This is a genomic window from Tindallia californiensis (genome assembly GCF_900107405.1).
GTDB lineage: Bacteria > Bacillota > Clostridia > Peptostreptococcales > Tindalliaceae > Tindallia > Tindallia californiensis.
Genome location: NZ_FNPV01000006.1, coordinates 126,222 through 152,329 on the forward strand (window position 1 = coordinate 126,222; position 26,108 = coordinate 152,329).

24 protein-coding genes are annotated in these 26,108 nt (G+C 40.8%); 2 read left to right on the forward strand and 22 right to left on the reverse strand.

The annotated features are described in order from the left end of the window. Window positions 1–33: 33 nt before the first annotated feature. The 4 genes from BLV55_RS09620 to BLV55_RS09635 all read right to left on the reverse strand — a co-directional run bounded on the left by BLV55_RS09620 (window position 34) and on the right by BLV55_RS09635 (window position 5,051). Window positions 34–1,020: an ABC transporter permease gene (locus tag BLV55_RS09620; protein ID WP_093313809.1), complete on the reverse strand. Its 987-nt coding sequence runs from the start codon at window positions 1,018–1,020 to the stop codon at window positions 34–36. 3 nt (window positions 1,021–1,023) lie between these two features. Next, window positions 1,024–2,526 (reverse strand): sugar ABC transporter ATP-binding protein, encoded by a 1,503-nt coding sequence (locus BLV55_RS09625; protein WP_093313811.1) that lies wholly within the window; start codon window positions 2,524–2,526, stop codon window positions 1,024–1,026. Window positions 2,527–2,641: 115 nt separating this feature from the next. Then, entirely contained in the window at window positions 2,642–3,604 is a 963-nt protein-coding gene (locus tag BLV55_RS09630) for a sugar ABC transporter substrate-binding protein (RefSeq protein ID WP_093313813.1), read from the reverse strand. 286 nt (window positions 3,605–3,890) lie between these two features. Beyond that, window positions 3,891–5,051, reverse strand: coding sequence for an ROK family transcriptional regulator (locus tag BLV55_RS09635; protein WP_093313815.1), 1,161 nt, complete (start codon window positions 5,049–5,051; stop codon window positions 3,891–3,893). Between the two features lie 278 nt (window positions 5,052–5,329). Here BLV55_RS09635 and BLV55_RS09640 point away from each other — a divergent pair, with 278 nt between their 5' ends. After that, on the forward strand, window positions 5,330–6,358 hold the full coding sequence (locus BLV55_RS09640) for a copper amine oxidase N-terminal domain-containing protein (protein WP_176968355.1): 1,029 nt from the start codon (window positions 5,330–5,332) through the stop codon (window positions 6,356–6,358). A 93-nt stretch (window positions 6,359–6,451) separates the two neighbouring features. On the opposite strand, the gene BLV55_RS09645 is transcribed toward BLV55_RS09640, so the two are convergent. From BLV55_RS09645 to BLV55_RS09690, 10 genes are all read right to left on the reverse strand, one after another. Then, on the reverse strand, window positions 6,452–7,288 hold the full coding sequence (locus BLV55_RS09645; protein ID WP_093313819.1) for a response regulator: 837 nt from the start codon (window positions 7,286–7,288) through the stop codon (window positions 6,452–6,454). Then, entirely contained in the window at window positions 7,266–8,543 is a 1,278-nt protein-coding gene (locus BLV55_RS09650; protein WP_242870102.1) for a sensor histidine kinase, read from the reverse strand. Before BLV55_RS09650 ends, BLV55_RS09645 begins: the two co-directional genes overlap by 23 nt. A gap of 340 nt (window positions 8,544–8,883) precedes the next feature. Then, window positions 8,884–10,317: an alanine/glycine:cation symporter family protein gene (locus BLV55_RS09655; RefSeq protein WP_093313823.1), complete on the reverse strand. Its 1,434-nt coding sequence runs from the start codon at window positions 10,315–10,317 to the stop codon at window positions 8,884–8,886. A 144-nt stretch (window positions 10,318–10,461) separates the two neighbouring features. Beyond that, window positions 10,462–11,664 (reverse strand): metal-dependent hydrolase family protein, encoded by a 1,203-nt coding sequence (locus tag BLV55_RS09660; protein ID WP_093313825.1) that lies wholly within the window; start codon window positions 11,662–11,664, stop codon window positions 10,462–10,464. 85 nt (window positions 11,665–11,749) lie between these two features. Then, entirely contained in the window at window positions 11,750–12,961 is a 1,212-nt protein-coding gene (locus tag BLV55_RS09665) for a hypothetical protein (RefSeq protein WP_093313827.1), read from the reverse strand. Window positions 12,962–13,106: 145 nt separating this feature from the next. Next, window positions 13,107–13,385, reverse strand: a complete 279-nt coding sequence (locus BLV55_RS14965; protein WP_093313829.1) for a Panacea domain-containing protein — start codon at window positions 13,383–13,385, stop codon at window positions 13,107–13,109. A gap of 71 nt (window positions 13,386–13,456) precedes the next feature. Next, entirely contained in the window at window positions 13,457–13,639 is a 183-nt protein-coding gene (locus tag BLV55_RS09675) for a DUF4351 domain-containing protein (RefSeq protein WP_093313831.1), read from the reverse strand. After that, a complete protein-coding gene (locus tag BLV55_RS09680; RefSeq protein WP_093313833.1) occupies window positions 13,640–13,882 on the reverse strand; it encodes a hypothetical protein in 243 nt (80 codons plus the stop codon). After that, complete coding sequence (locus BLV55_RS09685; protein ID WP_093313835.1) at window positions 13,879–14,196, reverse strand: helix-hairpin-helix domain-containing protein; 318 nt, start codon at window positions 14,194–14,196, stop codon at window positions 13,879–13,881. The genes BLV55_RS09680 and BLV55_RS09685 overlap by 4 nt, the downstream gene beginning before the upstream one ends. A gap of 22 nt (window positions 14,197–14,218) precedes the next feature. Continuing rightward, window positions 14,219–15,229 carry an REP-associated tyrosine transposase gene (locus BLV55_RS09690; RefSeq protein WP_093313837.1) on the reverse strand — a complete coding sequence of 337 codons (1,011 nt, stop codon included), beginning with the start codon at window positions 15,227–15,229 and terminating at the stop codon, window positions 14,219–14,221. A 238-nt stretch (window positions 15,230–15,467) separates the two neighbouring features. Between BLV55_RS09690 and BLV55_RS09695 the strand changes: the two genes are divergently transcribed. After that, entirely contained in the window at window positions 15,468–15,857 is a 390-nt protein-coding gene (locus BLV55_RS09695) for an AbrB/MazE/SpoVT family DNA-binding domain-containing protein (protein WP_093313839.1), read from the forward strand. Between the two features lie 146 nt (window positions 15,858–16,003). Here BLV55_RS09695 and BLV55_RS15020 read toward each other — a convergent pair whose 3' ends face one another. The 8 genes from BLV55_RS15020 to BLV55_RS09735 all read right to left on the reverse strand — a co-directional run bounded on the left by BLV55_RS15020 (window position 16,004) and on the right by BLV55_RS09735 (window position 26,020). Continuing rightward, window positions 16,004–16,246 (reverse strand): hypothetical protein, encoded by a 243-nt coding sequence (locus BLV55_RS15020; protein WP_408645585.1) that lies wholly within the window; start codon window positions 16,244–16,246, stop codon window positions 16,004–16,006. A gap of 457 nt (window positions 16,247–16,703) precedes the next feature. Then, entirely contained in the window at window positions 16,704–18,125 is a 1,422-nt protein-coding gene (locus tag BLV55_RS09705; RefSeq protein WP_093313841.1) for an RNA-binding domain-containing protein, read from the reverse strand. A 398-nt stretch (window positions 18,126–18,523) separates the two neighbouring features. Next, complete coding sequence (locus BLV55_RS09710) at window positions 18,524–18,934, reverse strand: hypothetical protein (RefSeq protein WP_093313843.1); 411 nt, start codon at window positions 18,932–18,934, stop codon at window positions 18,524–18,526. 376 nt (window positions 18,935–19,310) lie between these two features. Further along, window positions 19,311–20,318, reverse strand: coding sequence for a UDP-glucose 4-epimerase GalE (gene galE / locus BLV55_RS09715; protein WP_330386606.1), 1,008 nt, complete (start codon window positions 20,316–20,318; stop codon window positions 19,311–19,313). Beyond that, window positions 20,315–21,487 carry a UDP-N-acetylglucosamine 4,6-dehydratase family protein gene (locus tag BLV55_RS09720; RefSeq protein ID WP_093313847.1) on the reverse strand — a complete coding sequence of 391 codons (1,173 nt, stop codon included), beginning with the start codon at window positions 21,485–21,487 and terminating at the stop codon, window positions 20,315–20,317. The genes galE and BLV55_RS09720 overlap by 4 nt, the downstream gene beginning before the upstream one ends. A gap of 374 nt (window positions 21,488–21,861) precedes the next feature. Next, window positions 21,862–22,704 (reverse strand): nucleoside/nucleotide kinase family protein, encoded by an 843-nt coding sequence (locus BLV55_RS09725; RefSeq protein ID WP_093313849.1) that lies wholly within the window; start codon window positions 22,702–22,704, stop codon window positions 21,862–21,864. Window positions 22,705–22,766: 62 nt separating this feature from the next. Then, window positions 22,767–24,605 carry an ABC transporter ATP-binding protein gene (locus BLV55_RS09730; RefSeq protein WP_093313851.1) on the reverse strand — a complete coding sequence of 613 codons (1,839 nt, stop codon included), beginning with the start codon at window positions 24,603–24,605 and terminating at the stop codon, window positions 22,767–22,769. Continuing rightward, a complete protein-coding gene (locus tag BLV55_RS09735) occupies window positions 24,602–26,020 on the reverse strand; it encodes a sugar transferase (RefSeq protein ID WP_176968357.1) in 1,419 nt (472 codons plus the stop codon). The genes BLV55_RS09730 and BLV55_RS09735 overlap by 4 nt, the downstream gene beginning before the upstream one ends. Between the last annotated feature and the right edge of the window lie 88 nt (window positions 26,021–26,108).

Genomic DNA, 26,108 nt, shown 5'->3' on the forward strand with positions numbered 1-26,108 from the left:
TGCCTACACCTCTATTGTAATATTTTGTGTTTTTTACCCATCAGAGCTCGTTTCTGCTCCGGTTTTCTTTTCTTTTATCTTCTTATTCCGTTGTTGTTTCTGAATAGAGTCAAAGGCAACAGCCAGTAACAAAACGCTGCCTTTGATAACCATTTGCGTAAATTGGCTGACATTCAGCAGCACCAGTCCATTACTAAGGACACCTATCATTAAAACCCCGGCAAATACATTAGAGATTTTACCCTGACCACCATTAACACTGACACCACCTAAGACGCAGGCTGTCAGAACTTCAAATTCAAAACCTTTTCCGACAAGCACTTGGCCGGAATTGGTTCTTGATAGCATCACAATGCCTGCAATGCCTGCAAACAAGCCAGACAAAGAATACACCAAATACTTTACCCTGACCACATTAATCCCAGATAAGGCCGCCGCCTCTTCATTGCCACCAACAGCATAAAAATACCTTCCGAAATAGGTTCGGTTAAGAATAAACGCTCCTAATCCCATAATAACCACCATAATAATCACCGGTATTGGAATAATCCCTACATATCCTTGCCCTATGACAGAAAAAGAACTGGGGAATCCAAAAATTGGCAGTCCTTTACAGACTAAGTAAGCGACTCCTTCCAGAATAATCATCATGCTTAAGGTAACGATGATGGGAGGCATCTTAATGGTTGAAATAATCCATCCATTAAAAAATCCGATGGAGGTACTCATCGCCAGCGCTAAAAGTACGGCTAATACTGGATGAATGCCAGCATTTACCATTAGCCAAGCCGCTACAATATTTACCAGCGTCACTTGTGAACCGATGGACAGATCTATTCCACCAATGAGAAGCACAAATGCCATGCCTACAGCGGCGATCCCTAGCATCGAAACTTGTCGTGCGATGGTAAATAAATTGTTGGTACTAAGGAAAGAACTGGAGGCAAAGGAAAAATAAGTCATCAGAGCCACCAAAACCATGAAAATACCATATTTTTTGAATGATTCAATATGCTTCATATCCTATTCCTTTCTACTTACAATGGAAGCGTAAGTCATTATTTTTTCCTGGCAAAATTCGTCTTTCGATAAAGTGCCGGCTATTTTACCTTCAGATAATACCAGAATACGATCTGACATTCCCAGCAATTCTTCCATTTCTGAAGAAATCATTAAAATCGTTTTCCCGGATTCTACTAATGCGTTGATCAGTTTATATATTTCCAACTTTGCACCTACATCGATTCCTCTTGTCGGTTCATCCAGAATAATCACTTCTGGGTTGGTGGCAAGCCACTTGGCAATGATCACCTTTTGCTGATTGCCGCCACTAAGATGCTTCATCTTTTCCTCTAAGTTCGGTGTTTTTATCCGTATACTTTCTTGATAGGACTCTGCTATCCGATTTTCTTCCTTTTCATTCACCACAAAAAATTTTGATAGCCTATTCACAATCGAAATGCTGATATTGCCTCTGATATTAATATCCAATAAGGCGCCTTTTCCCTTACGATCTTCCGGGACATAAGCAATGCCGTAATCGATGGCTTGTCTGGGAGTTTTAGGAAATATTTCCTTTTCCTTTAAGCATATTTTTCCGCTTTCGGGAGTTTTAGCACCAAATAAAAGTTCTGCTAACTCTGTTCTGCCAGCTCCGATCAAACCACCGATACCCAGAACTTCGCCTTCTTTTAGTTGGAAAGAAATATCTTTCACGCCATTGCCCGTTAACCCATCGACTTGAAAGATTACTCGATCTCTCGGTTTCACCGAACGTTTCGGATAATTTTCTTTTAGCTCCCTTCCTACCATTCGCTTGACAATCTGATCAAGGTTTGTTTCTTTCGCCATTAACGTCTCTATCTTTTTTCCGTCTCGTAATACGGTTATCCGATCAGAAAGCTTAAAGATTTCATCCATTCTATGGGAAATATAAATAATTGTCACACCTGCCGCCTTTAACTGACGAACGATCTGATACATGGCTTCTGCTTCTTTTCTGGTCAAGGGCGCTGAAGGTTCATCCATAATGAGCACTTTTGCCTTTTGTGACATGGCTTTTGCGATCTCAACAATCTGCTGATAACCTATCGTCAAATCGCTGACCAATTTGTTCGGATTAATATCCATATGAAACTGTTCAAAAATCTTTTTTGATTCCTTCACCATTGCTCCACGATCAATCAGTATTCCTTTTCTAATAGCTCTTCCCAGAAAAATATTTTCGGCCACCGACAACTGACCTACAAGATTAAATTCCTGATAAATAGCAGCAATCCCTTTTTCCACAGAAAGCTTTGGGTTCATCTCCGTAAAGCTTTCGCCATTGATAACGATCTTCCCTCCACTAGGGATCACCGCCCCCGTACAGGTTTTGATTAAAGTCGATTTGCCGGCCCCATTTTCTCCAACAATCGCATGGATTTCTCCTTCTTCAATCTCTATGCTGACATCGTCCAAGGCTGTGACGCCCGGATATATTTTTGTAATGTTCCTGAGTTCTAATATTGGCTTTGTATCACTCATGAGATTACCCCTTATTTTCATTGTAGGTTTATCTGATTATACACTAAATGGGATAGTTTCCTGAAACTATCCCATTTAGCAAACCTATCCAAACCGTGTTCTCGATGAGAATCACTTAGAATCCGTGTTCCTCCAAGTTATCCTGGGTAACTGGAATTAGTTCACGGTATACTTCGCCTTCAACTTCTTCACCGGCAACCAGCTTTTCTAACCAGTAATAGATTTCTTCTGCTATTTCTTCTGCTCCGCCAGTAATCAGTACAGACATTCTGTTACCTTCGCCTGCCTGCATGGCTGCAATTTCCGGATCTGTAGCATCCGCCGCAAAAATACCGAAATCATCCGCCAATTTTCCTGCACCTTTTGCGGCTTCATTAGCACCTACGGCACCACCACCGCCAATAGCTGCCACCACTTTGACATCAGGATATGCCTGAAAAACCGATTCCATCACAGACTGCCCTTCCGATACGTTAATGGCACTTTGCTCTGCCACAATAGTAGCTCCGGGAGCCAAGGCTTCTATCGCATCCACAATGCCATTTCCTCTTTCCAGAAGGATTGGTAATTGTGGGTAATTAAGCACCGCTACTTCTGCTTCTCCATCATGATGATCGTTTACCCATGCCGCCGCATGTTCTCCAATCATATATCCTAATTCATAATTATCAATCAACCATGCAATGTCCGCGTTTTCTAAATTATCATCCCATGCATAGATCTTGATCCCAGCTTCTCTTGCCTCAGCCAACACTGTTTCTATTCCTGCTGGATCTGCCGCATGAACTACCAATGCGTCTACTCCTCTGGCAATAAAGTTTTCTACCTGTTCTATCTGCGTGGCTACGTTACTGTCACAGGCCACATAACTCATTTCTCCACCATTTTCTTCTACAAGTGCCTGCAATGCCTGAGCCGCCCCAGACCAAATCGGATTGCTTAAGTCCTGGACTGCCATTCCCACTACCATTCCTGCCGAATCCTCTGTAACTTCTGCATCATTTTGATTGCCACATCCTGCAAGCACCGTGATCATCATGATAACTGCCAACATTAATATGCCTGTTTTTCTTTTCACCTTACATTTCCCCCTTTTTTTCTTTCTTGACTTTTCTCACCTTAAATACCTTTTCTTACCCCACTGTTTTTCCTAACTTCCTTGTTTGCTTTGAGACATCCGTTTGGCTAGCTACTAAACTTTCCAGCTCTGGCCTTTTTACTACTGCCCTTATATCCCTTCGCAACTTTATTAAACTATTTAATAAAGTATCTAAACAATACCATTTTCTCCCGAGAGCTGTCAAGGGTTTTGTCTGAAAATTCTCGAATTAGTAAAAACATCCTCTGTGTTCCTCATCCTTTTTTTACACGGAGCTGATGTATTTTTCAATATGCTGTAGTGCCGCTCCCAGTGCCGACGTTTCATATCGATATCGACAAGGCACAATATAAGAAGCATCCTTTTCAAAGGTATTTCTTTTGGCCGCTTTTTCCCGTAGTTTTTCAATGGAAGGGTCAATAAAGCTTCCTACATATCCGCCTATAATGATTTTACAGTCAAAAATCATCCGTAAATTATTGACTTGAATGGCTAAATATTCCAGATATTCCTCCCACATCTTTTGAAAGTTTTTGTTTCCTTTTTCTAACTCTTCAAAAAAAATGCCCAGCTTACCTTCCGTTAGATTCGCCAGTTTTTCAGCAGAACAATAGACATCAAAGCATCCATTTTTTCCGCAGTAGCATTTTTCACCGCCTGGCACCAAAGTGGTATGACCAACCTCCCCGCCCCGCCAGTTATCGCCCAGATATAATCGGTCATGAATCTGATTGTCTTCATTACTTCGAGCATCACTATTCTTAATGATAGCTCCACCAACGCTGTTACTAAGTGATAAGTACAGTGCGTCATAAGGCTGGTCATCATTATAAATTTCCGCAATAGCTGCCGCATTGGCATCATTTATAAAAATCGTATCACCGGAAATATACTGAGTGAACACATGAAACGCCACATTGGTAATCCCCAGCGCATGCGAATGCTTTATTCTCTCCATCTCCGGCTCAACAATTCCCGGCACAGAAATTCCATAACCTAAAAAAGCATCTTCCTCTTTGATGTTTTCTTTCTTAAAATCCATTGCCATAGCACCTAACGCTTTATAATAAGCCGAGTCATTCTTATAAGGTTTAGATAAGCGGGTATATTTTAAGACTTGACCTGACAAATCTGTGTGAACCAAGCCTATATGGTTTCGGGTAATATCAATTCCAATAGAAGATTTTTTGTCATGGACTGGTGAAATGGCCACCGCCTTTCGTCCGCCGGTTGATTGCAGCTCACCATCTTTTTTTACCAGCCCCATGGCCAAAAGTTCGTTGATCATATGTAGTACCGTTGGAATACTAAGGTGTAAGGCATGGCTAATTTCCGGTTTTGAAATTCGCTGATGCTTATTCACATAACGAAATATTTGATTCCTGTTTCTTCGTTTTACGTCAATATTATTTGAAAGCCTTCTCATCCATATCCTCCTTTCATACGATGACTACCACCGCTAAGCCTTCTGTTTATAACTTGCCATTATGCCCTGCTTTTTCTTCCTTCCGATCATACCATACCCTTTCTCTTTTGGAAATCTGACTTTATTTACTTGACAAGCAACCCTGAAAGAAATAAAATTTTTCTGACGATCACACTCGATTCGTCTGAAAGCTCAAAAGGCCCAAAATCTTTACTAAAAAAGCCTGAACAGCCTGGAAAAAGCATCAAAATAATTTATTGGGAAAGGGAATGGTTAGGATGAATAAGAGAAAGAGAATATTGTTGCTTTTGCTGGTAATGATCATGGTTGTTTTAAGTCCGGCTGACGTTTTTGCTGAAAGAAGTCCGGAGAGAACAATCAAAATTTGGATCAACGATTTTTATGTAATGAGTGATGTTTATCCATTTCTTGAGGAAAACCGAACTTACGTACCTCTTCGCTTTATTGCTGAAGAATTAGGATATCAAGTAGTTTGGGACGGCGCCAACCGTCAGGTTATTGTTTCTCAAGATAATACTACCATGAATTTAATTATTGATTCCAATATTGTTTTTGTCAATGGCGATACCTTAATGCTGGATGCTCCCGCCAGAATCAGGCACGGAAGAACTTTTGTCCCTCTACGGGCCATTGCAGAACTTTTTGGAGAGGCTATTTCCTTTGATCCGGATACAAAAATAGCGGCTATTGGAGAAGACTTTGATTCCAGCGAATATTATCCTATAAAATATTATCTGGAGAGCAAAGATCCCTTTATCACCAACTTCCGGGTCAACTTCGATACCTATCATGTCCGATATTCCGACGGAAGAATTGTTGAGTTGAATTCTGACCAAGATATCTTAAAGCTCATCGATGTAGAAGCAGAACAATATCAGGAGCCAGATTTTGTTTCCGTTGTTCCTGAAGATAAGCAGCTCTATGACCGACTCTATATCGCACCCTTAGAAGATGATCCTTTTGTTGGTTCCTGGCATGGTATTACCTCAACCGCAGGCACTTCTGATTATTATGATGTCTATGCGTACGTTGAAAGAGAATCTGACGGCCGGTATTTATTTACACGCCGCTCGATCAAAGACAATGGTTCCGAACTAATTACTCATGCTTATGGCCGTTATGACAGCGAAAGAGGTGTTATGCAAACGGAGCGGTCCCATTCCACCAGTTATGCTTCCGGAGACTTTAGCCGAAGCTGGTTTACCAATTCCTCTACTTATATTGTTAAAGATTTTGATTTTCTACAAGACGCTGAAGATGATAAGCGATATTTAAGAAAGTACTAAGTTCCATCAATCGGATAAAACAGGACGTAGACAAAGCCGCAGGACCTAAATGATCTCTGCGGCTTTGTTGCAATCACACTTCATGAGGATCCCTTACTTGTTTTCACAATAAATAATGAGGCTGGCAATGAATTTTTTAATATTCACAATGCCATCTTTATTGGACTTGTTGCGAATATAGTCCATTCTTTTCCGCATCTGCTCAAAATAAAAAAGCGTACTGGAATATTTTACAAACGTTTCATTCATAAAATCTTCGATTCCTAAATGAGCTATATTAGACATGGCCAAAGAGACGGTACGCCGCATTCTTTGTTCCATGGACTTTGGTTTGGAAGACACTTCCTCACATAGTTCCCGCAAGGTGAAATCCGATAAATCGATTTGATTCTCCACACAATACTGACAAATCCGCAGGATATCCTGACTCCCTTTTTCCCCCATAATGCCCAGTTGAATTAGCACTTGCTCCAGAGGCTTCATACACGCTTTATCTTCGATTACTTTGCCTGCTGCCGGTTTTTGTTCCATAATGGACTGAATTTGCTGAAACGTTTTGGCTATTTCCATGCGTTCCTTTACTTTCAGAAGAATCTTCTCTACTTCCAGCGCATTCACCGGCTTATGAATAAAGTATTCGACCCCATAAGCATAGGCTTTGCCTACCATTTCCTTTGCCGTTACCTGAGAGATCATAATAAATTCCATTTCAGGATAATCTTTCTTCAACTCCTTCACGATTGACAATCCATCTTTTTCAGGCATCAGTAAATCAATAAGCACTAAGTTTGGCTGCATTTGATGAATCCCTGCCATTCCTTCTTGTGCCGATGTGGACGTACCTATCACATTTCCCAACTGACAGTCCTGAATAATTTTTTTTATGATACGCAACACATGAATATCATCATCCAACAGAAATATTCTCATTTTCGTCTCCCTCCAATTGACCAACGGGAATAAACACCTCAAAGCATGTTTCTTTATTTTCTTTGGAATGTACCCTGATCCTGCCCTTTAAGCCGTCCACCACAATATTGTTTACCAAACTAAGCCCCAGCCCTCGATTAACCTCTCCTGTCTGATAGTCAATTTTAGAAGAAAATCCCGGATTAAAAATATGAGGCCTGTCTTCTTCTACAATGCCAACACCGTTGTCCTGAACCATAAAGCAGTGGTCGTTATCTGTTTTGTAATGAGTCACCAAAATGTTTCCCTGTTTAGGAATTGCTTCCATTGCATTGGTAATCAAATTTCTAAGCACAGACATCAGGTAATAATGCTGTTTCGTATAAAAATCCTCCTGGTATCTGAAATGCAACGTAATGTTTTTCTTTGTTTCCTGTATCTGAACCTCCATGCTCTCCTTTAAGATCTGAATCAGCTCATGAAAATGGATGCCCGGATCTACCATCTGGTTTTCCAAAACACTTTCCACTCCACGCACCACCACATCATATTCTTTTTTGATTTCATGAATGTTTTTACAAATATCCAATGCCTGATTTTTCCAATTTTCTCTTTCTTTCTCTTCGGAAATATTGGTAAAAAGCTGATAAGTGCGACTCATGACCTTTTCAATATGATCCATGTTTTTTTCCATCCAATACACTTCTGTTTTAAGACGCGCCGTAAACCATAGGAGTTTTTTATAGCGTTCTTCATGCTCTTCTCGAATGAGAAACATGCGATAATGCTTATGAGCAATGATAATGATCATTGCGATACTGGCTCGTATCAATGCTGCTAGCAATAACCCCCGCAGCACAAATAAGTTTTCTGTAAAAAATTTACTTCCAATCCGCAGGTATACCTCCCATACATTGCCAAAAAAATCAGAAAATAGCACTAGTAAAAAAAGTTCTTCCATGTTTTGAGGCTTTTGAACTTTTTTTGCCAGAAAAAAGATGCCCCCGTAAAGCAGGTAAAAGGTCATTTCCGGAAAAAGATCCATCATCTGCTGACCAGCCATCAACCGAAAGAGAAAAAACGAAAGGCTTGATGCCACGCCAACGTAAAAGGGATTTATTTCATCATATAAATAGATAATCACAGGAAATAAAATGGCCGCAAAGGAAAAATGAAAGTTTGTAATGTAAAAGTTAAGATAGAACTGAGAAGCGATGCCTATCAGTAGCGCCACCAATCCTAACTGTTTCATCTGTTTTACCATCTGTTTCACCATCTGTTTCACAGCCTCACCTCTCTGCTCATGGAGCCAGACTTATCCCACGACCATTTTGAGGTAATACCTATACCCTCTGGCTTTCCGCAGGATGACTATTATGATTCTACCAAATTCCAAAGTGATTTACAAAGTGCTTCACAAACAAGAAAGCTGTTTGTACAGGAGAAGGCTGTTTATACAGATAAAGAAGACCTAAACATTGGAGCTTTGCCACGTTTAGGTCTTCTGTTCAGTCTTAGCAATAGGCTTAGTTTTTTGCATTCTCTACTTCTCTGCTTCACTTCTTTTCACTTCTTCACTTCTTTTCACTTCTTCACTTCCCTACGCCTTCACTTCTTTACTGACGACGTACTCCTTCCAACACATTGGAAGGTATTGGTTTAACGGAAGGAGTCTTCGCCTTAAGAGCTTCCTGTTCATCATATTCTTTCAACATGGCAAATACCACAGGGCTCAGGCCGATCAATCCAATGAGGTTAGGCAAGGCCATCAGTCCGTTAAACATATCCGATAATCCCCAAACAATTTCCAAAGGAATCACCGCTCCGATAAATACCAGCCCGATCCATGCCCAAGTGTAAAATTTTGTGATTTTCAAACCGCCAATGTATTCGGCACATTTCACGCCATAATAATACCATCCTATAATCGTAGAAAAGGCAAAGAATACTAATCCTAAAGAAACGATATACCCACCGATTCCGGGTAGCAACGAGTCAAAGGCCACGGTTGTTAAGGCAGCACCACGAAGGCTTTCCTCGATTTCCATCACACCAGCTTCTGTCATCACCACCATCGGTGAAATAAGGATGACAAAGGCTGTCATGGAACATACTACCAAGGTAGCAATAAAGGTGCTTAAGGAAGCCGTAATTCCTTCCGTTACAGGATTGTCATTTTTTGAAGCAGCATGGGCAATAGGAGCACTTCCTAACCCTGCTTCATTGGAGAAAACACCACGGGCAATTCCCATTCGAAGCACTGTTCCCAAAACACCACCACCTACAGCCGCACCAGTGAAAGCGTTTGCAAAGATAACATTAAAGACATATGGAATCAAATGATAGTTTGAAATAATCGCAAAAAGAGATCCTGTAATATACATTAATGCCATGGTCGGCACCACTTTTTCCGTTACTTTTCCGATACTTTTAACGCCACCTAAAATAACACATCCTACCAACACTACCATTACCAAGCCAGAGACGATGGTATTAACGCCAAAGGTTACCTGTAAGGACTGCGCCACCGAATTGGCCTGAGCCATGTTTCCGGTACCAAAGGATGCGATAAAGCCAAAGAAAGCAAAGGTGCTTCCCAACCAGGCCATGTTTTTCCCATACTGTTCTTTCATTCCATGTTCAATGTAATACATGGGTCCGCCTGATTTTTCACCACTTTCATTGGTTACCCGATATTTAACAGCTAATAAGGCTTCTGCAAAACGGGTGGCGCCGCCGATAGCACCACTGACCCACATCCAAAAAACAGCTCCCGGCCCTCCAAAAACAATGGCCGAGGATACGCCTACAATATTACCTGTTCCAATGGTGGCGGCTAAAGATGTCATCAGTGCTTGAAAGGAGCTGATATCCCCTTCCTGTTCATCGTTTTTGTCAAAAAGCGATTTTATGGCTGTGCCAATTTTACGAAACTGCACAAAGCGGGTTCCGATGCTGAGATAAAGTCCTGTTCCTACCAATAAAAGAATCGTGAACGAACCCCAAGCTAATTCGGCTCCTTTAGCCACAAAATTTTCAAATAATAGCATGTTTTATCCTCCCTTTTTTTCTTGCTTGGGTATAGGATAAAGTAGGGACTTCACGAAACTTCATCAGGTATCAAATCATTCATAAAACAATTTCAATTTTTTACAATACTTAGTCAAGATAGGCCTTATTTCTTTTTTCTCTTTTTAAGCCTCCCTAGTGGTGGTCACTCTTTTTCCCTTCTTGTAAACCTGCTCGATCTTATCCAGTGCTTCGATGTTTTTCAGCGGATTCTCTTCCAATACAATAAAGTCTGCCACTTTGCCAGCTTCCAAGCTGCCATAGTTTTCTTCAATTCCCAAAAGCTCTGCGGCTGTTTTTGTGGAGGATTGGATAGCTTCCATCCCTGTCATTCCACCATCCATCATCAATTTTAGCTCTAAGACCGTATTGTCATGCAGGTTAAAGGGTGTCCCTGCATCGGTACCCATGGCAATCTTTACGCCTGCTTCCCTTGCTTTGCGGAAGCTTTCAAAGTGAGTCCCCATGATTTTTTTAGACTTTTCTACCGCCTGCAGCGGTACCCCCTTTTCTACCCCAGCTTCTATAATGCAGTGAGGCGCCGCCAGTGTAGGAACTAGGTAAACATCTCTTTTCACCATCAAGTCAATGGTTTCATCGTCCAGAAAAATACCATGTTCTACTGAGTTTACTCCTGCTAAAATAGCATTTTTTATTCCTGTGGTACCCTGAGCATGAGTGGCGGTTCTTCGGCCGGCTTTATTGGCCTCTTCCACAGCAACCGCCATCTCTTCCAGGGTTAGCTGTGGCGAACCCGGTTCTACCCCCGCCGTCATCACTCCTCCGGTTGCCATGATTTTAATCACATTAACGCCTGCTTTTAGCTGTTCTCTCGTAGCTTTTCTAACTTCTTCCAACCCATCGCATTCACGACCCATTTGCCAACCATGACCACCAGTCATCGCAATTACTTTACCTGCCGCTAAAAATTCCGGCCCTTTAATAAAGCCTTCATCAACCGCTTTTTTTAACTCTACGTCGATATGACCATATCCTCCTAAGTCTCTAAAATAAGTCACACCGGACTTCAGATGCTTTTCAAGATTCGCCACGCCTCTTAGAGTCGTCTTAGTGGCTGATTCTGTTGTCATTAAAGAAAAAGGGTCTCCCACCGGCTCCATCAAAATATGCACATGACTGTTAATCATCCCTGGCATAAGGGTTTTTCCAGTGAGATCCACTACTTCCATCTCATCTTCTATCTGAATTTCCCCTTCTCTGGCAATTTGCTTAATCCGTTCTCCCTCAATCAGCATAACCGCATTTTCTAAGGGTTCCCCTGCATTTCCATCTATTAAGGTAGCGCCTTTCAATAAGGTTTTTTTCATTTCATCTCTCCTCCTAATGATTTTCTGCTTAACAGCAGTCATTGCACTTTTATTCGCTTTTTCTCTATTCGTTATTTATTTGAAATTAAAGCATCTTCGCCATAAATCCTGCCAATACCACGGATGCAATGGTGACCGTAGCAAATCCTGCCACCAGCATTTTAGGTAAGATTTCATTCAGGATTGCTTGCTTTTCCTCTTCTGTTTCGCCCACGGCCGTAGCTACCTCCTTGGAAATAATAAAGGTTCCGGGAAACCCAAACAATGCGGATACCCCAATGGCTATTGACATTTCCCGACTATACCCTACTACTTTGCTTAAAATAACACTGGCCAGTACAATCCCGATAAGCCCCAAGGATAAGCTAATGACCAGAGGCATCGCCAAGGACAATACCATCTCCGGCGTAGCACTTGTTAAGTTCGCAAAGATAACGGACATTAAGGCTACCATCGCAAGTCCAAAGGCATTGGCCTTCACCATAATATTCTCTTCTAAAAAACCTGTCTCTCTACCAATAATACCCATGATAAGAGCAATTACCAACCGATGTACCACATCATTCAATAATGTAGCCACTTGAAAGCTTAAGAGAGCTACCAGCCCCAATTTTGCCAGATAAATAAAGGGAGTTTGATACTTTTCAGGAAGTTCCGGAACAAATTTATGCTTAGGCTTTTTCTCTGTTTCAGTGGTTTCAGTGGTTTCATCCGTAACCTTCTCTTCCGGCTTAGTTTCCACCTGTCCTGTTAATTTATTCTCTCTAAATAATCTCTGAATCTTTTTAGACTCTTTACCCAACATAATAGACGCCACCGGATATCCAAAAAAGCCCTGTACTACTACCAGTAAGGCCGTAAATACTACTAAGGTTTCTAGTCCTTTAGCTTCCGCTACTTCTCCCATAATAATTGCCGCAACCACGCCACCAGAAATAGGCGGAGCGGCGGCTATGGCATATTCTCTGCCTAAGATAGGTGCTCCTACCAGAGATATAAATGCCCCAATCGCCACTACGGCTCCTACGGATATTACCACGGTTCTCCATTGTTTTTTCAGTTGATGAAAATCCATCAAGGTGCCCATATGAGTAATTAAAAACGCTACTAAGATGTTCCCAATTCCCAAAAGTGCCGCATCGTTAAAAATGCTGGTAGGCAACCCTACCCAAAAGCCTACCAGTAAAATTGCTGAAGAAGCAAACATCATCGAACAAATCGCCCTGGTTTTAATAGATACAAAGTCTCCTATTGCAAAAATGCTGCATACTACGGCTAACGCTAATACTCCATCCATTTTGTCCTCTCCTTTAGTGTTTTCTGTTTAATTGAATCATGCACATCAATTTATAATTATTCAGAATATAATAGAACTCATTCTACAGAGGTTTCTCATGGATGTCAACCGTCTTTCTCACTGGCAGCCTTCAAGAAAAATTCAATCAATACCTGGAGTACGGTGGAGTTAGTTCTTTGATTTGAAAACCTTCAACCGAGTAAAACTTATAGCCCATGCGATCTAAATGATCTAAATCATATAGAACTGTTTCAAATTCCACACCATCCAAATCTAAAATCTGTTCATATCCCTCTGGTACTGCACCCATAGGTAAAGCGCTATACACTAGACCAGTTATAGATTTTCCTCTTCTTTTATAGCTAACACTATCGCCATACCATAGCATCTTCATTAATTTTACTTTGTGAAGAACAGGCACCATCTACTTGTCGTCTGGAATGAATGGACTAAAAAGCCACAGAGATTCGTTAGCTCCCTGTGGTTTTTGCCTGATCACATCAAGTATTTTTTTACATCATCCAAACTTTGATAATCCATCACTTGGTCAATCATTACTTCCAATGTTGCCGCATCCAATTCCTGTATTTTTTTTCGAACCGGTTCCGATAGAGGCCCAAATTTCTTCGTTAACAGGCGAAGTGCTGCTTTTACCAATGCCTGCGTTTCTCCTTCCATTCACCCTTTTTTTATGCCTTCTTCTATGCCTTCTTCTATGCCTTCTTTTCGAAGGATATCTGCTAGTGTCATGGTTACTTCTCTCCCTTCAGGGTATTCCTTAGCCATTTCATTCACTATTTTTTCCAAATCGGCTTTTGTCATCTTATGGGCGGCACTAAATACATACCGCATAAAGGTTTCCAGGTATTCAACACCTGTCTGCTTGTTTTCCAGCTCTCGAAGATAGGCTGCCGCTTTCAATACAGATTCCCGAAGTCTGTTGGGTCTACTTTCATTCTATCTGAATAGCCTTCATCCATGATGGTTAAAAGGTGAATCCCCTTTTTCTCCATGGTCTCCAATAAGCGTTCTGCCTTGGAAAGTTCCCGGGAGTCCAGCACTTTTCTCGCCAAGGTCCGTCCAATCCCCGAAACCTTTTCCAGGTCTACCTCGTCGGCTTCATATATCCTGACCGGCGATCCAAAATGCTGCAGCAACCGCCGTTGGGCCACCGGCCCGATTCCGGGAATCAGCCGAAGCCACAGCCAGTAAAGTGTTTCTTTCTGCCCCGCCATCTAAACCACCACCATGGAAGCATTATGGTGCGGTGACCGAAAGGGGCGATGCCATAGGCAGATCAAAATGCGAACCACTTTTTTTCACATTGCCCGGCGTCAAGTTGATGACCACCTTCATCTGAGGAAAGATGTAGTCACCGTCCGTCAGAGCCGATTCCACCCGCTCCCGGGCCTCTTTCACCGCTGTGTCTCCCAGCCCTACCACTGAGATGGTCGGCTGACCACTGATGCCCAAACATTCGCCAATCTCTTTCATTCGGTAATTCGCATGAAGGGCTTCGGTGATAAATTGCTGCTTTAATGCGGTTAAGTGCCTTTTTCGGGACCCTGATAAAATCGCCCGGCAGTTTTCTGATGTTCCGGCAACCGCCTTCAGGATTGCTTCCAGGCTCTTGCGCTGCTCGGATTTTGGTTTCCGGTGCTGGTCCAGCTTCGGTGGCGGCTGGCCTACCACATCTCCTTTTTCAAAGACGGCTTCACTTTCAGCTTCTGCCTCATCCATAAACCGAACATAGGCTGCAACCGCATGACCTCGGTTTACTGAGAAACGTTCCAGGATTAATTCTATGTCCACCAGATTATCGCCTTCGTTGCGGCGATAAAACCGGTCACTGCTCCAGGGATAATCCTGAATTCTTTGACAAATCTTTGCCTGTACCGGATTTTGATGAATGTATCGCAACAAAGATAAAAGGTAGGAATCGTCCATGACCAGCAGGCTTTTGTATCGACTCTCAAATACATGGCCGGAGCGTTTGTTTCGCCGATTGAACTGCTTGCTGAAGCGGGTATTGATCCGGTGCATAATGTCTTTGAGGGGTGCGTCCACGGTTTTCAGCATTAAATGGTAGTGGTTATCCATGATGACATACCCTAAGATGTCAAAGTCCATCACTTCCCTGTAATGCTTCAGATGCTCCAGCAAGAAAAATTTATCCTGTTTTTTTCGAAATATGTATTCTCGGTTATTGCCTCGCTGAATGACATGATAGACGGCACCGCGGTATTCCACGCGTGGTTTTCTACCCATTGGCAACACCTCCCACCTTATTGTACCACATAGGCGGATCAAGCTGAAACTTCTCTTTACTTCACTTAGAATTGCATAAGTGTCTGATGCCGTTGCTATAATAACTCGGGTGACTGGCACCGATGAGTTGTGCTTCCTATTCTATTTATTCTATTGACAAAAACGTCCTTCGCCTTATAATGTGGGTAAGGAAACTTGGTTTCCTTACTTTAGCTTTTTTAGAAAGGAGTGTATTCGAATGGCAATCGCGAAATCAAATGAGATGGATAAACATATCGAAAAACGTCGTATTACCATATCAAGCAAACGGCAAATCACCATACCAGCGAAGTATTTTGAAGCTTTAGGTCTAGACAAAGAACTTGAGTGTATATACTCGAATGGTATGTTGATACTTACACCAACAAGAAGAGAAGACTCTGCTTTTGCTGAAGAAATTTTAGCTGATTTAATTGAACAAGGATATTCCGATGAAAAATTACTCACTGAATTTAGAAAGATGAACCGAAGGATCAGACCCGCTGTTGAAAAACTCATTGATGAAGCTGATGAAATTGCAAAGTTAGCCTCTACGGATTATGCCGATCCTACGGATGATATTTTCGGTGATGAAGAAACGGAGACTTAATAATGCTTCCAGTAACTTATACACCTATTGCAGAAAAATACTTTAGAATAAGTCAGGTGACAGGCACCAGACACGTCCTATAAAGAGTTGGAACATCTTTCTTAATAGCACCTTGTGCTAGAAGTTCAGCAAAAACTTTTGCTCTTTCAAAAAACTTTTGCTCTTTCAGATTGCTCTCCCACTACAATTCTTGAAGGATAAAGATTATCATATAGTGCCTTACCTTCTCTCAAAAATTCTGGAGAAAAGATAATATTCTCTGTTTCGAATTTCTCTTTTACGCCTTGAATCGCGATGAATAAAAACAAAACTACATCCTTTATAAATGTCAAGAAAAAACTTTCATTTTCGCCCAAAAACCCGGATTTAGGCGCAAAAAAAGAGCCCATCACGCAGTAATGAGCTTAAAATCGTCTATATATGAGGCTTGATCCGTTTATTGCAGATACTCTTCCACCTTATGCTTATTTACAAATTTCCACTGTTAAGTACTCTGATTATCAATTCTGCCCTTTCTAAAGCATAGATTTTTAATAGTTCCTGAAAATATTGGGCCTTTATTTTCCCTTGTAACGGCTTTTATTTTATTTCTGGACCCCTAGGACCATTTGGTGCTTTTGCTCCTCAAATCGCTTTTAAATTAGATTTACTCTTTTTGGGCTTGACCAAATTGGAAAACCCGCCGATACGGAGTCTAAGTTCGGAATCTCCGGATGGAAGAAACCGTATTAATGGGTATGAAACATCTAATGAAGCGCTTCCTCTACATTGTTCAGCTTAGGTGATCAACTTAGGGTTAGCTTAGGTGGTAGACAAAAGCCCACCACATTGTGATGAGCTCTCCATTTATCTGTTAGAGTAATACTTTTGATTTCTGCTTGTTGGCTTGTCGGGAAGGGTCATTTTGAGAAGACCTCCTTTAATTAAAGGATTAAGTATTTTCTGTCTAAAATGTCCTCTATTATTAAGCCCCATAAACTGTTGCATTTCTTCCCTTGTTCGTGGGGTCCTGCAAAACTCTAATAACCCTTTAATATCCTCATTATCTTGGTTGGTATCTTGGACGGTATCTTGGTTGGTATCATGGTTGGTAGCTTGGACGGTCAACGGAATAATCGTCTTAAATACATCCCCCTCGATAAACTCTGGGTCTGCTCCTGAATAAATCCGGTTGTATTTGTATATGTTTCTAACCCCTGAGCCAAGCTCATCAACCCATCCGATCTCTTTAAATAACTTTGCAATCGTTGGATTCTTAGGATATGGCGAAAAGTTCTCCGGGTCAATGATGCCGTTCCCATGAGGCTTGTTGCTGTTCTCGATGTAGACCCTGTCCTTCTCTATCACCAGCTTGGCGGGAAATGGGTTTGAGAACTCTCTATGAATCAGTAAATTTGAAATCGCTTCTCTGAAAATCTTATCCCTTAAACTCACACGCTGATCACCCTCGAGATAAAATTTGTCATTGAGATGCTTCGCAATAAACTGCATCAACCTTTCATAGCTTCTTAGAAGATTCACTCTAACATCATCCCGGTCATCATACCGATCCAAATTCTCCCGGCGTAAAATGGCATCTGTTTTATGATGAGATAGAGCAGCATGAATCAATTCTTCCTTACCAAAAATCAAAATGCCTCCAAGCGTAATACCCTGCTTCCCAGTATTAGGATCCATTAAATAGAGGCCTGCACTCTTTAGGATTTCCATATCTTTCATTGAAGTCCACGGATGGTTATCCTTCTGGTTTCCAGCCAGTTTCCTAACCTTTGTAAATAACTCAGACTCCAGTCCTTCCATTTCAGCATAGGGAAAGATCCTGTTTTCTGTATGAGTACTTTGTTTTCTCATATACAGTGCAGATACCAGATTTGTGTTGTTGGTGATGTCAAAGTCACCATCTTCGTTCCGGTCAAAGATTTTCCCTTTGCAGCGATGTACCTGGGAACTCTCCGGTACATGAATATAAAGAATAATTTTCCCGTCTACTTCTACTTCTTCCACAGCCAGATAAAAGGTAGGACTTAGGGTCTGCGGGTTATTAATTGATGTCACAAAATCCTTCTTGATTTGTTCTACAGAATCTTCATCAACACCTACAATGTCACCATTGTCTTTGACACCAAGAAATAGCTGGCCGCCATAACGGTTTAGAAAACCACAGACAGACTCATATACATCTTTATTTATCTTCTTTTTGCTTTCTTTAAATTCTACAGTAATGCTTTCGCCTTGACTGATTATTTTCTTCAGATTCTCTGCTTTCATATTCAACACCTTTTATACGTCTGTATAGCGACGCGTAGATTTAGTTTCCCCATTCTTAAAAAATAATAATCATGAGTTTGAAAACTTAGATATCAACCCAAAGATATAAGCGGTATTCATTGATTGCTCTCTTACTTCCTGACGCAGATGTGTTTCTCCATTTTTCCACCGTTCATAGTATGCAGCGACCTTTAGAAAATCATCTTTCGTGATTCTCCTGGCGTTGCTTAACTGAACTGAAGGGCTTTTATCCGTTGAGTTGTCCACGTACAAATATTCATTTTTTGTATAAACTTTAAACCACAGAGGTGTTCTGCGATTCTGCGGAACAGTCGATACATTGAAAGTCTCATGGGTTGCTGCATGAAAGATCTGATCCCATCATTTGTCGAAATCCATTATTCTACACCCTCCTTCAGCTGAATGACATTTCCAGGTAAAGCTTCAAACATCTCCGGATAATGGCCACACCTTGCACGGACTTGGTTATACTTCGCTTGGGTTCCGTCCTTCTTTAAATACAGCTTTCTATTATATATTTCATCCGCAAGCTCTGCGGCATGCATTTTCCTTCCTTCGGTATCTTTTAGAACTAGCTTCATGGCTTCTTGTAATGTCAGCTTAGGAGTCGAAGGCGCTAATATTTTTTCTATAGGACCTGCCTTTGGGTCGTACTTCAAGAGAATGTACAGTGGCTCGTTATCTTTTAGAATGACCACCTTGCCATTTTTCTCGACAACTTCAAACACATCATCTAGATCAGTTTTTAGTTTTTCATAGGATATTAAACTCTCTAAACTCACTTCCATAATCTTCACCTCATCATTAGTATATCATATACTTTTATACAAATACAATAATTTTGTATGAGTTTTGTATCTTCGTTATCGATGTGTCTTGCCTCTTAAAAGAATCGAGTAGCTAGAGATTCAGTTAATTAACTGAATCTCTAGCTACTCGATTCTTCTCTAAATACATCCTTCAGGCAGAGTACTTCAGGCAGGGTAGATTTATAGCAGTTACAAATCATAGTGATGGCTAACGGAAGTATTGTTAGGAAGTATTGTCAGAATATTACAAAACTCAATAACTCAGGTGACTGGCACCGACGAGTTCGAGATTTTTACGGTTTTTAGGTTTTTATACTCTTTTTAGGAACAGTTTCTACAGGTACTTAGATCGTACTTAGATCGGATTTTGACATTCAAATCCCCAGGCATCTCTCACCATATCTTCTATGCTACGCTCCGCTTTCCACCCTAATTCTAATTTAGCTTTATCTACATTTGCATATGCTACAGCAATATCTCCAGCCCTTTTTTCCGTAAACTCCCAAGGGATAGAGACTCCGTTTGTTTTTTCAAAAGCCTGTATCAATTCTAAAACAGATGTGCCTCTTCCAGTACCTAAATTATAAACCCGGACTCCTTTTTTTATCTTTTCAATTACCTTAACATGGGCTTTGGCAACATCTACCACATGAATATAGTCACGAACTCCTGTACCATCGATAGTGTTATAATCCCCGCCAAAAACCTTAAGCTTCTCCTGTTTGCCCTTTGCTACTCTATTGATCAGCGGCATCACGTTATTAGGAGTTCCTACAGACCGTTCACCAATTAATCCACTTTCATGGGCTCCTATAGGGTTAAAGTACCTTAGCGAAGCAATGGCTAAAGTAGGATTCACTTTAGAAACATCCGTCAGGATTCTTTCACTCATTACTTTTGTTTCTCCGTAAGGATTCACCGTTTTCCCTAGTTCCATATCTTCTACCAAAGGCGAAGGCTGATCTCCATAAACCGTGGCTGAAGAACTAAACACAAACTTATCTATCCGATGCTTGAGACACACCTTTACCAATACAATGGTCGATAAAATATTGTTTTGATAGTAATCCAACGGACGGTCCACCGATTCTCCTACTGCCTTTAAGCCTGCAAAATGAAGAACACCTTCCAATTTATGTTCACTGAAAAGACGTTGGAGTTTTGATTCCTTCGTCACATCAATCTGATAAAAAACAGGCTTTTTCCCCGTAATGCATTGTATTTTATCCAGAACTTCCACCTTAGCGTTAACAAGATTATCGGCTATAATTGCTTCATGACCTTCTCGCATCAACTCTACTACTGTGTGACTGCCAACATAGCCTAGTCCTCCCGTTACCAGTATTTTCATTCTAACTCTCACACCCTTCGCCCTGTTGGATCATAGCTATCGATTAGCTGCATCACTGCTTTTTTCACTTCTTCCATCGACATTTCTTCCATTTTTTTAGAAAGATGACATAATTCCTGATTTAATGTATCCCAATTTTTCCCTAGCGGCTTTTCAATATATATTTTTTTATGTACCGTTGCTTCCATTTCTTCAGTATCCAACAATAATTCTTCAAATAATTTCTCGCCCGGTCTCAAACCAGTCACTTTAATATCAATATCTTCACCAGGTTCAAAACCACTCAACCGAATAAGATTCTCTGCAAGATCCATAATCCTAACCGGTTCTCCCATATCTAATACAAAAACTTCACCACCACATGCCATGCCTCCAGCCTGAATTACCAATTGCACAGCTTCCGGTATTGTCATGAAATAACGGATCATTTCTTGGTGAGTAACCGTCAATGGTCCTCCTTCAGCAATTTGTTTTTTGAAAAGAGGAATCACGCTTCCACTAGAACCTAAAACGTTTCCAAAGCGAACAGATACAAATTCCGTTTCACTGTCTTCATCCAATGCTTGAACCACCATCTCTGCTAGTCGTTTACTAGCACCCATAACACTGGTAGGGTTAACCGCTTTATCTGTAGAAATCATCACACATTTTTTAACACTTGCTTCATGAGCCGAAATAGCCACATTCTTCGTGCCAAACACATTGTTTTTAATAGCTTCAACCGGACTGTCCTCCATTAAAGGAACATGCTTATGTGCTGCCGCATGAAAAACCACCTCTGGTCTTTCCATAAAAAACAACTCCCTCACTCTGTCCATATCTCTCACAGAACCAATCCATACGTTTATCGTCAGATTCGGATACTTATTCCGCAGCTCTAATTGAAGTTCGTATAAATGATTTTCATATATATCCAGCATGACAAGTTTCGCAGGACGAAACTCAGCGATCTGCCGACATAGTTCCGATCCAATAGAACCACCAGCTCCCGTTATCATTACTGTTCTTTCACAGATATAGCTACTTATTAGCTCAATATCTAGATTAACCGGATCTCTTCCCAATAAATCTTCAATTTCCACTTCTCTTGTTATATCAGCCTTTGAGATCACATCGACAATCCATTCTGGTCGCTTTCTTTCACCGTTCCATTTCCCAACATATAAGAATCGTATTTTCACATTACGTGGTCTTGAATAGGTAGTATTGTTGGGTAGCTCTTAGGATATGGCATAAAACTACTCCCGTTATCCATTTTTCTTTTAGGATTACCACATCAGACTTAATTTTATTGATATTATTTAAGAGCAGTCTAATATGTGGAAAGCTATAGCGATGATACGCTTTTTTATTTCTATGTACTTTGAATATTAATTCGGAAACATACCTGTATGGTACTAATTTAGGACTTATAACCGAGTATTCCTACGTCACACCATCATTTTTTTCATGCACAATCACAAAAATCACATCCATGCTTTTTTACTGCTTTTACGATTCCAATACTGTTGGAATGAAATCTTTTTGCACCATCAATACTCTCATTGCTTCTCTCCTAACTTCCTGAATCAATATATGTTGCGATCCATTTACAAATTTTTGTTGCATTTCGATTCGCCATTTCATCCGTTTCATTGTCAAGCAATAAAGTTGCGGTTTTCCTTTTACAAGCAATCCGCTGAAGCAGTCTTTTTTCTTTTGCTATTTGTTCTAAAGGTTTTCTTTCCTTTGCTTTTATCACTATTTCCAGCAAATCTTCATCCGACATATGAATGTTTTCTACTTTTTTATGATAACTACTTAAAATTTCTTTTATTTCGTCATTGGCATACCCATTTGTTTTATATAGACCTGTCATTTCAGAATACTTAGTAACTAAAGCATCCGTTCCCCGATCATACTTAATTTTTTCCTCTTTTTTTCTCAAAGCTTTTCTTCTAAACTTTGTTTCCTCCGAAACGTCAAGTAAAACTATTAAATCAGGAAGTATCATTCTCTCCAACAACTCATTGAAATCTCTTTCTGTCATACTTTTTTCAAGCTTTTTAAGTTGATAAAAGCTTGCTTGATCCTGCAATTGTATCTGCATATTGTGATAACGATAGAAATTAATAGCATATGCCGAAAATGCCCTTTCAACGACGTTGGCTTTGTAAGCTTTTTTTAAGCAAAGTATGGCAATAGCAAAGAGTCCTTTAGATACTTTTATATCTTTAATCATGTTTAGCATAATTCTTCCAATTCTCTTTCCTCTACCCAAAATAGAATTGGTATTTTCTCTGTAATTTATTATAACGGAAGCATCTTTCTTTTCCAATTCCTCTTTGACCATCTGTACCATCGTTGTTTTTCCAGACCCTGCGCCACCAGCTATTTCTACCCTAATTACTTTTTGCATGCTATCTAACCTTTCTTCGCTTATATACTTTATATGTTTTTTTCACTCCAATTCCTATAGCTTCACTTTTCCATCCTGGCCATCTGCCGGAACCGTTCATTGGATTGCATCAGCTCTTCATAAGTTCCCTGGCCAATCAGTTCCCCACCCTCAAGGACAAAGATCTGATCGCAGTTTATTAAAGTCGTTAGCCGATGGGCAATCATGATCACCGTTCTACTACCGGCTTCTTTCCCAATATCCTTTAAAACCGCTTCTTCTGTGGCACCATCCAGCGCACTGGTGGCTTCATCCAGTACCAACACATCTGGGTTTCGATACAACGCCCGGGCTAAGCCAATGCGTTGCCGCTGGCCACCACTCAGTCGGACTCCCCGTTCACCAATTTCAGTGCTATACTGTTCCGGAAGCTCACTTTCGATAAAGGTATGGATGGCCGCCAGCTGTGCAGCTCGCCTGACGCGTTCCTCATCAATATCATCCTTCTTAACGCCGAAAGCAATATTATTGCAGATAGTATCATCGCTTAAATAAATATCCTGTGGAACGTATCCAATCCTCTTCTGCCAGCTTTTTACTGTGCTTTTACTAAGCGGCGTTCCATCAATGGTTATCTGACCCGAATCCGGTGTCATAAGCCCCATTAATAAGTCGATTAATGTTGTTTTCCCTGATCCGGTGGTTCCGACAAAGCCGATCATAGCGTTTTTTTCTATTTCCAGATTAATTCCCTTTAACACCTTTTCCGATGCCCCTTCATAGGTAAACAAGACATCTTGGAATCGAATCTTCCTCGTAAAGGAAATCGCTTCCTTATTCTCTCCTTCAAGTTCATCTGTCTGTTCCTCCGCCACTACCAAATCCAGATGAAGTTTATCCAAAATAGCCTGGTTAAAATGAACCTGCACCACCCCTCCATATAATTTTTGAAGGGCTGGTAATATCCGCTTACCTGCCAATGCAAACAAACTAATCAGTGGTATCAGAGTGATCACATCATTGCCTCTCCCAAGCTGAAAAACAATGAAAAATACAATTCCTCCAAAAGCAATGCTTTCTATCAGGTAGTGAGGTATTTTTCCAGCTACTTTGTAATATGTATTGTATTGTGCATATTTTTTCGAGTACTTGCTGTATTCACGTATAAAATAGTTTTCCACACCCATTACTTTTGTCGTCTTAATACTGTCCAGGGCTTCACTGGCAATCTTATAACGACCCTGATTTGACTCGACTCTTCCTGCACCCTTCTTCTTTAACCCATCTCTGATAAACATATTCAGCAGTACATAGGTGCCTCCCAGAAAAACCACAGCTCCAAGCGTTACCAACGTATCAACCCATAAGAGCATCACGATAATGGATATGAAAATCATCGTATTAATGACAATCTCAAAAAGCCCTATCAAGTATTGATCTGTCAGTTGTTTTACCTCCGCCAGAATGGTTTGGGCCAATTCACTGGTGTTCTTCTGCAGAAAAAAGGCATAGGATCTTGAAAGGTACGTTGTCAGAAGCCTGCGAGATATATCATGATTTCGTCTCATGACGTACCGCATTTTCGCCCATATGGTTAACGCAGAAATAATACTGGAAAAAAAAATGGCGATAAACACCACGATACCCAAAAACATCATGAAAGCATTTTCGTCTGCAAAGTTTCCTTTTTCATAAGCCCACAGCAACCATTCATTGCTGTGAATCACCGCAGGGTCCATGACCACATTGATAAAGGGAAACACGGAAAAAACGCCAAAAGCTTGAGCAAAGGCTGTTACAAGACTGAGAAAAAACAAAAAAACAGCATGCAGACGCTCTTTCGGTGTCAGGATATCATATAATTTTTGTATGAAATTTCTTTTTTCTGTACTTATCGGTTTCAGACTCCTGCACTCCCTCATCTACTTTTTCGAATTCGGATCATTGGTTCTTTTTCAGTAACAACAAACCCATACTCAGTCGCTACCTTCTGCAAATCCTGTTTACCAGAAACCCCCTTCGCCCGATCCATATTCATGATAACAGGCAGGGTTTGCAACATAATCATGCTATCTAGCCAAAAAGAATAATTTCGGATATACAATAAGTCTAACCTTAATTTATCTTCCACCGTTGTGCTGTAATTCCCCCGCACCTGTGCCAAACCGGTAATACCAGCTTTAACGGTTTTTCGATATCGGTAATGTGGCATTTTCTGCTCAAACTTATCTACAAATAAAGGCCGTTCTGGTCGGGGACCCACCAGACTCATATCTCCCTTTAGCACATTAAACAACTGCGGCAGCTCATCTAACCGCCAAGCTCGTATCCATTTTCCACAACTAGTAATCCGCTGATCATCCTCTGCGGCCAGAACTGGACCAGTATCTTTTTCCGCATCCAGCACCATGGATCGAAATTTATACAACGGAAACCGCCGCCCATCCCGCGTAACCCGAATCTGACTATATAAGACTGGTCCAGGAGAAGTAACCTTAATACAGATTCCAATAAACGCCAGCAACGGCAAAAGGACCACCAGCGCTATGCCAGAGGCCATTATGTCTAGGAATCTCTTGATCATCCGCTGTTCCACAGACAGCTGCATGGTATCGATATGAATGACTGGCACATCATCCATCTGACTAACCGAAGCACCCACATTCATGATTTCATAAAAGTCTGGCACCAGCTGCAGTTCTTTTCGATATTGAATACACAGTTGCATCAAACGATGTTTTTGAGCCGTCGGTACCCCTGGGCATACAAAAACCCAGTCCGACATTTTTACTACATCGCTCATAACAGAAATGCTTTCTTCCTGACAAATTACCATTTCCGAAAACCATTCCCTATACTTCTGCATGATCTTTCCAGCAATCTCTTCCGTATTCTGACCCTTCCCAATCACAGAAATATGCTTGGCTCCATGCCTTTTGCGCTGAATTTCCAATAGCATCATATAAAAAACACTAAGCACCATTAACTGTAATACAACGGCTATGGCAAAGATACTGCGTGGAAAACTAAAGGTCCTCATAAAAAAAGTACCCGCCATGGTAAGGATATTTAAAATCACTACCGAAACCCCTACCGATTGAATAAGTTCCAACCGCCCTTTTCTGGTTACATTCATCAGTCCATAAATGCTAAAGAGCAAAACCACACCCACAGAAATATAGGGCACCATGATTCTGTAAGATGAAAAATTGTATTCCGGAAAAGGATACCCATAGCGTAAGAAAAAGGCCATTAGATATCCAGTATGTACTAGCAATATATTAGCCAGCATTACCGCCAGCTTTTTATAGTTCCCAAAACTTTTTATTCCAAGCAAAAGGTCCATCCTCTCGAGTATCTATTGATTGAATCTACCCTATTTTACCATTAATGAACCTTTTTTGCTATTGGCTTTTCTAGTGTCA

What these genes read in the sequence shown, in the direction of transcription:
- BLV55_RS09620 (WP_093313809.1), bottom strand. Translation starts at nt 1,020, where the DNA reads ATGAAGCATATTGAATCATTCAAAAAATATGGTATTTTCATGGTTTTG.
- BLV55_RS09625 (WP_093313811.1), bottom strand. Translation starts at nt 2,526, where the DNA reads ATGAGTGATACAAAGCCAATATTAGAACTCAGGAACATTACAAAAATA.
- BLV55_RS09635 (WP_093313815.1), bottom strand. Translation starts at nt 5,051, where the DNA reads ATGAGAAGGCTTTCAAATAATATTGACGTAAAACGAAGAAACAGGAAT.
- BLV55_RS09640 (WP_176968355.1), top strand. Translation starts at nt 5,330, where the DNA reads ATGAATAAGAGAAAGAGAATATTGTTGCTTTTGCTGGTAATGATCATG.
- BLV55_RS09645 (WP_093313819.1), bottom strand. Translation starts at nt 7,288, where the DNA reads ATGAGAATATTTCTGTTGGATGATGATATTCATGTGTTGCGTATCATA.
- BLV55_RS09650 (WP_242870102.1), bottom strand. Translation starts at nt 8,543, where the DNA reads ATGGTGAAACAGATGGTAAAACAGATGAAACAGTTAGGATTGGTGGCG.
- BLV55_RS09655 (WP_093313823.1), bottom strand. Translation starts at nt 10,317, where the DNA reads ATGCTATTATTTGAAAATTTTGTGGCTAAAGGAGCCGAATTAGCTTGG.
- BLV55_RS09660 (WP_093313825.1), bottom strand. Translation starts at nt 11,664, where the DNA reads ATGAAAAAAACCTTATTGAAAGGCGCTACCTTAATAGATGGAAATGCA.
- BLV55_RS09665 (WP_093313827.1), bottom strand. Translation starts at nt 12,961, where the DNA reads ATGGATGGAGTATTAGCGTTAGCCGTAGTATGCAGCATTTTTGCAATA.
- BLV55_RS14965 (WP_093313829.1), bottom strand. Translation starts at nt 13,385, where the DNA reads ATGGTGCCTGTTCTTCACAAAGTAAAATTAATGAAGATGCTATGGTAT.
- BLV55_RS09675 (WP_093313831.1), bottom strand. Translation starts at nt 13,639, where the DNA reads ATGGAAGGAGAAACGCAGGCATTGGTAAAAGCAGCACTTCGCCTGTTA.
- BLV55_RS09685 (WP_093313835.1), bottom strand. Translation starts at nt 14,196, where the DNA reads ATGGCGGGGCAGAAAGAAACACTTTACTGGCTGTGGCTTCGGCTGATT.
- BLV55_RS09690 (WP_093313837.1), bottom strand. Translation starts at nt 15,229, where the DNA reads ATGGGTAGAAAACCACGCGTGGAATACCGCGGTGCCGTCTATCATGTC.
- BLV55_RS09695 (WP_093313839.1), top strand. Translation starts at nt 15,468, where the DNA reads ATGGCAATCGCGAAATCAAATGAGATGGATAAACATATCGAAAAACGT.
- BLV55_RS15020 (WP_408645585.1), bottom strand. Translation starts at nt 16,246, where the DNA reads ATGGGCTCTTTTTTTGCGCCTAAATCCGGGTTTTTGGGCGAAAATGAA.
- BLV55_RS09705 (WP_093313841.1), bottom strand. Translation starts at nt 18,125, where the DNA reads ATGAAAGCAGAGAATCTGAAGAAAATAATCAGTCAAGGCGAAAGCATT.
- BLV55_RS09710 (WP_093313843.1), bottom strand. Translation starts at nt 18,934, where the DNA reads ATGGAAGTGAGTTTAGAGAGTTTAATATCCTATGAAAAACTAAAAACT.
- BLV55_RS09725 (WP_093313849.1), bottom strand. Translation starts at nt 22,704, where the DNA reads ATGCAAAAAGTAATTAGGGTAGAAATAGCTGGTGGCGCAGGGTCTGGA.
- BLV55_RS09730 (WP_093313851.1), bottom strand. Translation starts at nt 24,605, where the DNA reads ATGAGGGAGTGCAGGAGTCTGAAACCGATAAGTACAGAAAAAAGAAAT.